Below are 11,596 nucleotides of genomic sequence, written 5' to 3' on the forward strand. Positions count from 1 at the left end.
CTGTAACGCTACCTACGGTTTTACCCGGTTGACAGCAGGTAGCAGATGTCCATTATTGTGCAGTGCAGCATTTGGGGGTGCTAATTAAGGTAGTAGGCGTACGGGCGTGAGTGACATCCATAGTATTCAATACCTTCGAGGGCTTGCCGCTTTCTCTGTAGTCCTCTTTCATATCAGCGAGCAGTTCGGCGGCCCGTTCGCAATTGGTGCGGCAGGGGTCGACCTGTTTTTTGTCATCAGCGGTTTCATCATGTGGGTGACCACGGTCGATCACCCTGTCGATCCACAGCGTTTCATGTGGCGACGGATCGTTCGTATCGTGCCGCTTTATTGGATTGTCACGCTGCTGACCGCGCTGGCAATTTTCGTCAAACCGCAATTTCTCTTCGGACATGTGCTGAGCCCGGCAAATCTCGTCGGCTCGCTGTTGTTTCTTCCGATCACGCAGAATGGTGCACTTCACCCCGTGGTGATCCAGGGCTGGACGCTGTGTTATGAAATGATGTTTTACGTCATTTTCGCCTTGTCACTCTTGCTGGGCGAGAAGCAGCGTTTTGCCGCGCTGATCGGCGTGCTGACGGCGCTGGTGGTGTTGAACGTGTTGCTGCTGAAAGGCTACGCCGAGGCGTTTACCTCGCCCATCGTGCTCGAGTTCGCGGCTGGCATTGTCGTCGGGCGCCTGTGGATGAAGGATGTTCGGCTCCAGCTTGTGTTGGCGCTGTCGCTGGTTGTCGGCGGATTTATCTTGCTGGTCATGGTCCAGATGCTCGACCCCGAAATGCCCCGTGTCCTGCGTTGGGGTGTTCCGTCGATGCTGGTCGTTGCCGGCGCGGTTTTTGCCGAGCGCGCCAGGCCGTTCAGCCCCATGGCCTTGTTCACATTTTTCGGCAATGCCTCGTATTCGATCTACGTCTGGCATGTGCTGGTGGTTGTCGTGGTAACCGGCATCATATTGCGGCTTGGGGTTCCGCCAGGTTGGCAACCGGCGTCGGTTGCCTTTGTCAGCATTGCGATTTCCGCAGCGCTCTATCTGATTGTCGAAAAGCCGCTGACCGGCTTGCTCAAACCGCTCACGCGCCAAAAGCCCGCAACAGGTCAAGCCATAGTTTGACTTGCACCTGCCGCGGATTGAAACATGGATTCAAGGTGCGGCAGGTGAATCCGTTGTAGCGCGTCGCGCTTCTATTCCCGGCTGCGTCTTGCCGCGTGGCCTTCGCGCGAGCGGCGGCGCGGGGCGGCGTCGCCGGCGACACCGTCCTCGCTGACCGTCTTGCGCGGCGGCAGTTTCACCGCCGCCGACAGTTTCGGGAACGGGTCGACCTTGTTCGGCAGCGCCATGGCGTAGACGAAATGCTCCTGGAATTTTGGTTCCAGCGCGGTCTCGATCTTCTCGATCTGGCTCACCGTCTCCTCGATCTCGCGGCGATAGCCACGATTGAGCAGCGCCATGCGCGCGCCGGCGCCCGCGGCGTTGCCGACGGCCGAAACCTTGTCGAGGTCGCAATCGGGGATCAGGCCCAGCACCATGGCGTATTTCGGATCGATGAAGGAACCGAAGGCGCCGGCGAAATGGATGCGGTCGACATGCTCGGTGTTCTGCTTTTCCATCAGCAGCTTGGTGCCGGCATAAAGCGCTGCCTTGGCGAGCTGGATGGCGCGCACGTCGGTCTGGGTGATGGTGATCTTCGGCTCGCCTTCCTTCAGCACATAGGAGAAGGTGCGACCGTTGGCGATGACTCGCGGCGAGCGCGCGGCCAGTGAGCCGTCGACGACGCCGTCCTCCGAGATGATGCCGGCGAGATACATCTCCGCCACGATCTCGATGATGCCGGAGCCGCAGATGCCGGTGACGCCGGTCGCCTGCACGCTGTCGAGGAAGCTTGGCTCATCGGACCACAGCTCCGAGCCGATGACGCGGTATTTCGGCTCCAGCGTCTCGGGATCGATGCGCACGCGCTCGATGGCGCCTGGCGCGGCACGCTGGCCGCCGGAGATTTCGGCGCCCTCAAAGGCCGGGCCGGTGGGCGAGGAGGCCGCCACGACCCGCGCACGATTGCCGAGCACGATCTCGGCATTGGTGCCGACGTCGACGATCAGCATCATCTCGTCCTGGCGATGCGGACCTTCCGACAGTGTCACCGCTGCCGCGTCGGCGCCGACATGGCCGGCGATGCAAGGCAGCATATAGAGGCGCGCGCCCTGGTTGAGCTTGAGGCCGATGTCGGAGGCCTTGATACGCACCGCGCCCGAGACGGCGAGCGCGAACGGGGCGCCGCCGAGCTCGGTCGGATCGATGCCGAGGAACAGATGGTGCATGATCGGATTGCCGACGAAGACGGAATCCAGAATGTCGTTGCGCTGGACATTGCCTTCCGCGCAGACCTTGTCGACGAGGCTGGAGATCGCCTCGCGCACGGCCACCGTCATACCTTCGCGGCCGTCCGGGTTCATCATCACATAGGAGACGCGGCTCATCAGATCCTCGCCGAAGCGGATCTGCGGGTTCGACGTGCCGGACGAGGCGGCGACGCGGCCCGACAGCAGCGACACCAGATGCATGGCGATGGTGGTTGAGCCGATATCGCAGGCCAGCCCATAGGCCTCGTTCTTGAGGCCCGGCCACAAAGCGATGACGCGTGCGATATCGCTGTCGGCATCCTTGTGGATGGCGGCGGTGGCGGTCCAGTTGCCCTTGCGCAGGATACCCTGCACCTGCGGCAGCAGGTAGAAGTCGAATTCGAGGTTTTTAAAGCCCCAATCCTTCATCAGCGCGATCTTCAGCCGGTCGAGATCGCCGAGCGGCTTGTGCATGTCGGGCTCTTCGATCTCGACATAGCACATGCGGATCGCCGTATCGCGGGCGATCACCCTGGTGTCGGCATCCTTGCGGATGGTCTGCGCATTGATGACCGTATCCTGCGGCACGTCGATGACGAGGTCGCCGAGGATCTGCGCCGAGCAGGAGAGGCGGCGCCGTTCAGGCAGGCCGCGCACGCGCTCGTAGCGCTCTTCCTTGGGGCCCTTGGGCGAGATGTGGTCGTTGGAGGAGACGATCTTGTGCTTGGCGAAATTGCCTTCCTGCACCTCGATCTGACAACGCCCGCAGGTGGCACGGCCGCCGCAGACGCTCTCGACATAGACGCCAAGCTGGCGTGCGGCATCGAGCACGGGCGTGCCGACGGGAAACCGCCCGCGCTTGCCTGACGGCATGAACAGCACGAGCGGATCGGTGATGTTGGCAGGTGAATTCACGATTGCGCGCTTATCCCCGACCCATCCGGGCTTCACGGCCGCCGCGACGGCGACCGCCGGCAGCACCGTCGCCCGGTGCATTGACCTGCGTCGGTGCGGCAACCGCCTGGCCACCTTCGGCCGGCTTGTAGTCCTTGTAGGTGCGGATCCAGTTGGTGCAGTTCTCGTCGGTGCCGTTGAGCACATTGGCGCCGCGCACGGCTTCCATTTCCTGCGGACGCACCGGGTTCATGATCGCCGAGGTCATGCCGGCGCCGATCACCATCGGGATGAAGGCGGCGTTGATGCCATGGCGATGCGGCAGGCCGAAGGAGATGTTGGACAGGCCGCAGGTGGTGTTGACCTTAAGCTCTTCGCGCAGGCGACGCAGCAGCGCGAACACCTGGCGGCCGGCATCGCCCAGCGCGCCGATCGGCATGACCAGCGGGTCGACGACGACGTCATGCGCCGGAATGCCGAAATCGGCGCAGCGCTGCACGATCTTCTTGGCGACGGCAAAGCGAACGTCCGGATCCATCGAAATGCCGGTCTCGTCGTTGGAGATGGCGACGACCGGCACGTTGTATTTCTTGACCAGCGGCAGGATGGCTTCGAGTTTTTCCTCCTCGCCGGTGACGGAATTGACCAGCGGGCGGCCCTTGGCGACCTTGAGTGCTGCTTCGATCGCGGCGGTGACCGAGCTATCGATGGATAGCGGCAGGTCGACCAGCCCCTGCACGATCTCCAGCGTCTGCACGAGAAGGCCGGGTTCGGTCTCGTTCGGGTTGACCGAGGTGACGCCGGCGTTGACGTCGAGCATGGTGGCGCCGCAGGCGGCCTGTTCCAGCGCGTCCCTGATCACGGTGTCGAAATTACCGGCGATCATCTCGGCGGCGAGCTTCTTGCGGCCGGTCGGGTTGATGCGCTCGCCGATGACGCAGAAGGGCTGGTCGAAGCCGATGATGATCTCTCGTGTCGCCGAGGCGACGATGGTCCGGGTCATGAAGTTTCTCCGCCTTGATATAAAGTGCTTCTTTATATCGTCTCTGGTTTCGTTCCAGGGTCTGGTGATGGGCCGCGCTCAGTGCGCGGTCTTTACCATGTCCACCTGTGTTTCGGTAATCTCGTCGTGCAGTATGTGGTCGAGCCGGTCGGCAACCATCTGGTCGTCGCGACGGATCTCGCGCTTCCAGGGCTGGCGGCCCTTCAGCACGCCCGATTCATCGACGATCTCGGCGACATATTCCTCCTGGCGGTAGGCCATCACATGGACGCCCGAGATGCCGGGGATTTCCTTCACCTCGTTGATGATGTCGATGCAGAGCTGCTTGCCTTCCTTCTTCTGGTCTTGCGCGCCTTCCAGCCGCTTGATGATAGCGTCCGGGATGTGGATACCCGGCACGTTGTTGCGGATCCACTTGGCCGTCTTGGCCGAGGCGAGCGGGCCGACGCCGCACAGGACGAACACCTTCTCGGTGTGGCCGAGATCGCGCGCCTTCTGCATGAAGGTCCTGAACATCGGCACGTCGAAACAATACTGGGTCTGCACGAATTGCGCGCCGGCGGCGATTTTCTTGCCGAGATGGATGGGGCGGAAGTCGAAGGGCGGCGCGAACGGATTGACGGCAGCACCCAGGAAGACTTGCGGCGGCGTCGTCAACTTGCGGCCGGACAGGAATTTGCCGTTGTCGCGCATGATGCGGACGGTTTCGAGCAACGACATGGAATCGAGGTCGAACACCGGCTTGGCGCCAGGCTGGTCGCCGGCCTGCACGCCGTCGCCGGTCAGGCACAGCATGTTGGCGACACCCATGGCAGCACCACCCAGCACGTCGCCCTGGATGGCGATACGGTTCTTGTCGCGGCAGGCGATCTGCATGATCGGCGCATAGCCCATGCGGGTCAGGAGCGCGCAGATGCCGACCGAGGACATGTGGCAGTTGGCGCCGGACGCGTCGACAGCGTTGATGGCGTCGACCCAGCCATCAAAAATCTTCGCCCTGTTGTAGACGTCTTCCGGGTCGGCGCTGTCTGGGGGATTGAGCTCGGTCGTCACCGCGAATTCACCGCGCCGCAGCACACGCTCCAGCCGGCCGCGGGAGGAGTGGCCGGGCAGGGGATCGAGCGGCAGATCAATGCCGGCCGGGTTCTCGTCGCGCTGACGGCCGATCATGCGGCGGCTCCGGTCTTTGGCGCGGCCGCAGCTTCACGGGCTGCCGCTGCCTGCGCGGTGACCCGCAGCCAGGCAGAGGTTTCGCGCAGCGACTGGTCGACCGGCTTCTGCACGGTCAGGATCTTGTCTGAGTTGACCATGTTCTGCGAACCTTCCCAGGCCTTGACCCAGACGCAAGGCATATCGGGCTCGACCTCGCAATTGCCGTTGGCACGCACGCCGCCGCACGGGCCGTTGCGCAACTGCTTGGGGCAGTTCATCGGGCATGACATGCCGGTCGAGGAGAGGATGCACTGGCCGCACATGCGGCAGTCGAACATGAAGCCTTTTACGCGCTTTTCGACGAACTTGATCGGAGCCTCGACGCGCCCGTAGCCAAGGCCTTTCCAAAGCGGGTGGAGCAGCAGGAAGGTGTCGGCAAAGCGGGCGTAGAACCATTCGAGCAGGCGCGAATGGCGGATCGACCACAGCCTGATCGCAAACGAGCGCTGCACGCGCCGCTGCGGCGATACATCGGCCGGCTTGTAGTCGGATTTCGGCGCTGCCTTCTTGACCTGAGTGGCCTGGGTAACCGTCGCCCCATCGTTTTTGACAGGAGTAGGATCAGACATTTTCTTTTCCGCCCGCCTTGACCAGAGCGACCAGCCGCTCGCGGTCATATTTCGTGTCGAGGTCCTGAAAAGCCTTTTCGACTTCGGCTTCGAGATCGTCGCTGACCGGAATGGGATCGGCCTTACGCCATTCGGCGAGATAGTCGTCGGTGCCGCCGGCGCCGGTGCGCATGGCGCACATGTCGATGGCTTCGGTGAAGCGCAACGGCAGTTCGCGCTTGGCGTTCTGCCGGCCTTTCTTGACGATGACCTGGGCAGGGATGTCGCGCCAGTAGACGACGATAAGATCGGCCATGAATTCTCGCTCCTCGAACTATCGAGCATTGCCGCATGCGCCGTGAGGCCGCTTGTTATGGGACGACGCGCGCGCATTCAAAAGCGACGCATTTCAATGTCGTAAAATGAAAGGTGCGTTTATTCGTTTGCGGCGTGTGTCGGCGGCAGGGTCGGCGTGCCAAAAAGGCCATCGTGCCTTATGCGGTCCGGGGCTGAAAAAACCTACCAGATTCCGGTTCTGAGGCCGGTCCAGACGTAGAACCAGATCGTCGGATGATACCACACTTTCGAAGGCAGGCCGGGATCGATCGTCGTCAGTTTTCCAGCCAGCGCATCGCGGACCGCCTCGACGCAGATGTCGCGCGAGAACGCCGTCTGGCGTAGCGCGTGACTTGAGATGGTGTCGCCTTTTTTCGATCTGCCGCGCGCCTGCTTCAGCACGCCGCCAGTGTCGACGCCAGCGTCGACGAGGTGGACAGTGGTGCCGAAATTCTGCGCATCGCCTGATACCAGAGCCCAATAGCCGCCATTCATGCCGCGATATTTCGGCGTGATGCCGGCATGGTAGTTGAGCACCGGGCAGGGCATTTTGCTCAGCATCTCAGCCGAGATCAGTCGGCATCCGTTGAGCAGCACAACGCCTGGCTGGATCTTCTGGATCGCCTGCAGGCACTCAAGCCCATTGGCCGAGGCCACCTGGATGATCTCCTGGCCCGGTCGCGGCTCGACCTCCAGCTTCTCCTCTGTAATCAGCCGCTCGGCATGGCCGGCGAGGAACCGCTTGCCCAGCCTGCTCAGCACCATCGTGCCAAGCTGGCCCATGGCCGAGATCCAGCCCTGGCGGCGAGCCCGGCCACGCAGCAATTGCTTTTTGGATTCAGGGGTTTCGAGGACGACGCTGACAGGACCAACGCGATCGGCGATTGCGTTGATCATGGCCCAGACATGCTGGCCGCCGCCGGTCACGACGACGATCGGCGCGCTGGTTCCAACCGGTGAAGACATAGCCCGCTTCCCTGCCTTGCACGCGGCCGCCTGCCGCATGCTGGCCTGAATTTGTGCCGGAATGGGGTTAAATCTTGATGACCACGCTCAGCGCTTGAACTCGATGATGTCGAGCTTCGATTCGTAATAGGGTGCAGGCAGTTCGATGCGCCATTCCTTGGCGCCGGTGCGGAAGGCGTAGCCGACCTGGTCGGTCTGCGGGCCGCTGCCGTAGGGTTTTGCCCGATCGTCGTTGACGGAGCCGGAGCCGAGATAGATCGCGCGCTTCTCGTTGTCGTCGAAGAAGCGGCCCTGGGTCCGCTGCGAGCCGCTGATCTTTTCCAGCCGCCAGCCGGAGCCATCGTCGGTCACCTTGCATTTGAACCAGCCATAGATGACGAGCGGGCTCAAGCCGCCTGCCTTGATGGTGCGGCACTTCCAGTTGCCGGTCAGATCCTTGTCGGAGAACGACACCAGGGGCTTGGCCAGCAAGGCATCGAGCTGTTTGACCTCGGCCGGGTCGCCAGCCTTCGCCTCGGCAAGGGCCGCCTTGCGCGTCTCGCCATATTTGTCGAGGCGAACCTTGTCGGCAGGGGTGATCAGCTTCTGCACCTCGCCGTCGGCAAGAGCGGGCAGGGTGCAGCAGAGCAGGCCGATGGCGGCGAGCAGTGGGCGAAGGATCATCTCTAAACTCCCCGAGTCTCTAAAATGGCAGTCGAAAAAAATGGCAGTTAATGTCTGGAGCGGCGTTCCTGCCGGCCGATGTCTGACTTTACTGGGTCGCTCGCGCCTGTCATCCATGCTTAACAGCGTCACCGTCAAAAATCATGGTGTGACGCATGCGAATCTTGCTCACGGGGTCGTCTGGTTGGCTAGGCAGCGCGCTGGCGCCGCGCCTGCGCGGACTTGGCCATGACGTCATCGGCCTCGACCCCGTCCCGTCAGCGGAAACCCAGATGATCGGCTCGATCGCCGACCGTGACCTGGTCATGCGGGCGGTCGGAGATAATGGTATCGAAGCCATCATTCACAGCGGCGCGCTGCACAAGCCCAATATAGAAAGCCGCGCCAACAGCGATTTCGTCGCCACCAACGTGCAGGGCACGCTGAACCTACTCGACGCGGCGGTGGCTACCGGCGTGCAGCGCTTCGTCTTCACGTCGACCACTTCGCTGATGATCTCGCAGGCGATACGCGACGGGTTCAATGGCGGTGCGCGCAAGGCGGCCTGGCTGACGGAGGCGATGTCGCCCGAGCCGCGCAACATCTATGGCGTCACCAAGCTTTCGGCCGAACATCTCTGCCGCCTCTATCATCTTCAGCACGGCCTGCCGGTGGTCGTGCTGCGCACGGCCCGCTTCTTTCCCGAGGCCGATGACATGGCGCATGCCATCGAACAGTCTGATGCCAACACCAAGGCGAACGAATTGCTGTTCCGGCGGCTGACGGTGGAAGATGCGGCGCAGGCTCATATCGCTGCATTGGAGAAGGCGCCGCAGGTTGGCTTCGATACTTTCATCATCTGTGCACCGACTCCGTTCCAACCCAGCGACTGCGATGCGCTGATCAGAGACGCGCCGTCGGTGGTCGCTCGTTATTTTCCGGACTTTCCAGCGCTCTACGCGCGAAAGGGCTGGACGATGTTTTCCTCCATCGACCGGGTCTATGACGCGTCGCGGGCGCAGGACAGGCTGGGTTTTGTCTGCAAGACGAGTTTTGCCGATGTGATCGCCGGACTTGCGGGCGGGTAGAAGCGTAGCTATCCGTCGGAATGCTTTCGCCGGGAGGGATGCATGGGAGTAACAATCCACTTCGAGGGACAATTGCGCGGAGAGGGGCAATATGCTGCCCTTTTGCGAGGAGCCAGAGCGTTTGCTTTCACCCGGGGCTGGCCAGTTCGGGAAATAGATGAGCGCGAGAAGATACTCAATCGTGTCATCGACGAACGTGAGGTGGAGTATGTCGGTCCGGTTTTAGGGATAGAACTTCAACCGCACCTTGGTGCAGAACCCCTGCGGTTCGAGTTCGACAAGCACCTCTTCATACAACAATATTGCAAGACCCAGTTTGCGGGAGCAGACACGCATATCGAAATCATCGAGCTTTTTAGCGAAGTTGCCCCCCTTTTTTTCAATCTCGATATAGCCGATGAAGGTGAGTATTGGGAGCTTCGTGACCGCTCAATTCTGCAAGGCAATCTCGACGCCGTCGAAGCCATGATTGCCGAGGCGCTCCGCAAGGATCCAACCGCGCAGGGACCAATCAGGCTTGAAAGCGGGCGTATTGCTGATGTCGTATCGGATCGTCGAGCCGACAGCGAGTAATTGGCACCCCAGGGCTATCAGGGACTAGAGGTTTTGGCCTGATGTGCCATGGCGCTCGCCATTCCGGCCGTCAGGTCGCCATAGCCGGTCGGGCGCCGCTCATAGGCGAGGCCGAGCATGGCGGCAGCCTTTTCCGCAACCTTGTCGAGTTCGGGATCGTCGGTCTGGGCGAGATAGACCAGCTTCTCGTAATTGCCGAAATAGTCCTTGATCAGCTCAGGGTGCTTGTCGAGACCGAGCGGCTTCATGAAGAAGGCATCGAACTGACGGCACAGGAAGTCCGTCATGTAGAAGGACATCATGTCGTCATCGGCGATTTTCGCATAGGCTTCCATGCCCTGATAGAAGGCGAAGCAATGCGGGCCGGCCATGCGCTCGACGCCATGCTTCTCCAGGACGCGGTCAAGCAGGCCGCCGGTGCCGCAATCGGCATAGCCGACAAAGATGTGCTCGTAACCCTCCGCCTTGGCCTTCTCGATCGCCTTGTCCATGGCGGGCGCGATGCGGTCGGGATAGAAATGAAACTCCGCCGGCAGGCAGGTCAAGTCCAGGTGATTCAGCCCGAGCTGTTCCTTGACGGCCAATACCTCGCGCGCAATCATCCCGCAGGCGATGACGAGCAGCCTGTTGCCTTGATTCGGTTTCGTTTTCTGTGTCTTGGCCATGGAACCAGTCAAAGCCGGTTTTCGTTGCTGTGGGGCTAATTTATCTGTTGAGGGAAACACCGTCCATGAAACTGCTTCGCATCGCACCGATTGCCATTCTTGCCTCTGTCCTCGCCCTTACGGCTTGCGCGAACACCGTCCGCGGCGTCGGCAAGGACGTCAAATCGACGGCCAGGGCGGTCAAGGACACTGTCGCCAACTGATCGGCAGCCTCGTCCGTCATCTGGGAACAAAAAAGCCGCGCTTCAATGCGCGGCTTTTCTTGTTGGTCCATCCTGATGCCCTGGATCAGGCCGAAGCGCGCACATTGTGCTTGCGCTTCATGAAGTCCTTGGCGGTCTCGACCGCCACAGCGGCATCGCGGCAATAGGCGTCGGCGCCGACGGCCTTGCCGAATTCCTCGTTGAGCGGCGCGCCGCCAACCAAAACGACATAGTCGTCGCGAATGCCCTTTTCCTTCATCGTGTCGATGACGACCTTCATGTAGGGCATGGTCGTGGTCAAAAGCGCCGACATGCCGATGATGTCGGGCTGGTGCTTTTCGATCGCATCGAGATATTTCTCGACCGCATTGTTGATGCCGAGGTCGATGACGTCGAAGCCGGCGCCTTCCATCATCATGCCGACGAGGTTCTTGCCGATGTCGTGGATGTCGCCCTTGACGGTGCCGATCACCATCTTGCCCTGCTTGGGCGCGCCGGTGGCGGCGAGCAGAGGGCGCAGGATGAACATGCCGGCCTTCATGGCGTTGGCCGACAGCAGCACTTCGGGAACGAACAGGATGCCGTCGCGAAAATCCTCGCCGACGATGCGCATGCCTTCGACCAGTGCCTCGGTCAGCACCTTGTAAGGCACCCAGCCGCGCTCCAGCAGGATGTTGGTGCCTTCCTCGATCTCTTCCTTCAACCCGTCATAGAGATCGTCGTGCATCTGCTGCACCAACTCGTCGTCGGAAAGTTCGGAAAGGATGATCTCGTCGTCGGACATTTTAATCCAGCTCCTCACGGCATCGCGACTGCGTCGCAAGGCACAAAATATTAGCGTTCATACCTAACCCGCAACGGGCGGGTATCCATAGCTGATTTGCGACTTCCCGCAAAAGGAAAGCGACTGGAAAATCTATTGGTTTTCTTGTCGATTTTGCGACAGGCGTTGGCGCGGACGGGCCGTTTCGAATAGGGTGCATGGCTACGATCCGGCGAAAGCCGCGCCATGCGGCCGCAACGGTTACGGACCAGCCATCGTCAGGCCAGGCCATATTCAGGGAAGAGCGATCATGAGCGAACACGCGGCAGTCGACCAGGAAGCGTCAAACGCACGGCGTGGGCGCGC

At 61.4% G+C, this 11,596-nt stretch carries 13 protein-coding genes; 4 read left to right on the top strand and 9 right to left on the bottom strand.

Features of this window, described 5'->3' with window-relative positions; genetic code table 11:
• The first annotated feature begins 106 nt into the window (after positions 1–106).
• A complete protein-coding gene (locus AC1DX0_RS22460; RefSeq protein WP_477222145.1) occupies positions 107–1,111 on the top strand; it encodes an acyltransferase family protein in 1,005 nt (334 codons plus the stop codon).
• A gap of 71 nt (positions 1,112–1,182) precedes the next feature.
• Here the strand turns inward: AC1DX0_RS22460 and AC1DX0_RS22465 are convergent, their stop codons facing one another.
• From AC1DX0_RS22465 to AC1DX0_RS22495, 7 genes are all read right to left on the bottom strand, one after another.
• Positions 1,183–3,252 (bottom strand): ASKHA domain-containing protein, encoded by a 2,070-nt coding sequence (locus AC1DX0_RS22465; protein WP_477222146.1) that lies wholly within the window; start codon positions 3,250–3,252, stop codon positions 1,183–1,185.
• A 10-nt stretch (positions 3,253–3,262) separates the two neighbouring features.
• A complete protein-coding gene (locus AC1DX0_RS22470) occupies positions 3,263–4,234 on the bottom strand; it encodes a methyltetrahydrofolate cobalamin methyltransferase (protein WP_475450298.1) in 972 nt (323 codons plus the stop codon).
• A 78-nt stretch (positions 4,235–4,312) separates the two neighbouring features.
• Positions 4,313–5,404: a methylenetetrahydrofolate reductase gene (locus AC1DX0_RS22475; protein ID WP_477222147.1), complete on the bottom strand. Its 1,092-nt coding sequence runs from the start codon at positions 5,402–5,404 to the stop codon at positions 4,313–4,315.
• Entirely contained in the window at positions 5,401–6,015 is a 615-nt protein-coding gene (locus AC1DX0_RS22480; protein ID WP_477222148.1) for a methylenetetrahydrofolate reductase C-terminal domain-containing protein, read from the bottom strand. The genes AC1DX0_RS22475 and AC1DX0_RS22480 overlap by 4 nt, the downstream gene beginning before the upstream one ends.
• Positions 6,008–6,310, bottom strand: a complete 303-nt coding sequence (locus tag AC1DX0_RS22485; protein WP_172227914.1) for a virulence factor — start codon at positions 6,308–6,310, stop codon at positions 6,008–6,010. Before AC1DX0_RS22485 ends, AC1DX0_RS22480 begins: the two co-directional genes overlap by 8 nt.
• A 203-nt stretch (positions 6,311–6,513) precedes the next feature.
• Positions 6,514–7,296: a formyl transferase gene (locus tag AC1DX0_RS22490; protein WP_477222149.1), complete on the bottom strand. Its 783-nt coding sequence runs from the start codon at positions 7,294–7,296 to the stop codon at positions 6,514–6,516.
• 87 nt (positions 7,297–7,383) lie between these two features.
• On the bottom strand, positions 7,384–7,959 hold the full coding sequence (locus tag AC1DX0_RS22495; protein WP_477222150.1) for a DUF4893 domain-containing protein: 576 nt from the start codon (positions 7,957–7,959) through the stop codon (positions 7,384–7,386).
• A 155-nt stretch (positions 7,960–8,114) separates the two neighbouring features.
• On the opposite strand from AC1DX0_RS22495, the gene AC1DX0_RS22500 reads away from it, so the two are divergent.
• Entirely contained in the window at positions 8,115–9,026 is a 912-nt protein-coding gene (locus AC1DX0_RS22500; RefSeq protein WP_477222151.1) for an NAD-dependent epimerase/dehydratase family protein, read from the top strand.
• A gap of 42 nt (positions 9,027–9,068) precedes the next feature.
• The gene (locus AC1DX0_RS22505) at positions 9,069–9,599 is read left to right on the top strand and encodes a hypothetical protein (RefSeq protein WP_477222152.1); all 531 of its coding nucleotides are present in this window, start codon (positions 9,069–9,071) and stop codon (positions 9,597–9,599) included.
• A gap of 17 nt (positions 9,600–9,616) precedes the next feature.
• Here the strand turns inward: AC1DX0_RS22505 and AC1DX0_RS22510 are convergent, their stop codons facing one another.
• Entirely contained in the window at positions 9,617–10,264 is a 648-nt protein-coding gene (locus AC1DX0_RS22510; protein WP_477222153.1) for a DUF1638 domain-containing protein, read from the bottom strand.
• Positions 10,265–10,329: 65 nt separating this feature from the next.
• Here AC1DX0_RS22510 and AC1DX0_RS22515 point away from each other — a divergent pair, with 65 nt between their 5' ends.
• Entirely contained in the window at positions 10,330–10,467 is a 138-nt protein-coding gene (locus AC1DX0_RS22515; RefSeq protein WP_149905337.1) for an entericidin A/B family lipoprotein, read from the top strand.
• Between the two features lie 85 nt (positions 10,468–10,552).
• Here the strand turns inward: AC1DX0_RS22515 and AC1DX0_RS22520 are convergent, their stop codons facing one another.
• Entirely contained in the window at positions 10,553–11,251 is a 699-nt protein-coding gene (locus AC1DX0_RS22520) for a corrinoid protein (protein ID WP_172227924.1), read from the bottom strand.
• Between the last annotated feature and the right edge of the window lie 345 nt (positions 11,252–11,596).

This window comes from Mesorhizobium sp. P3_A9, from assembly GCF_056402975.1.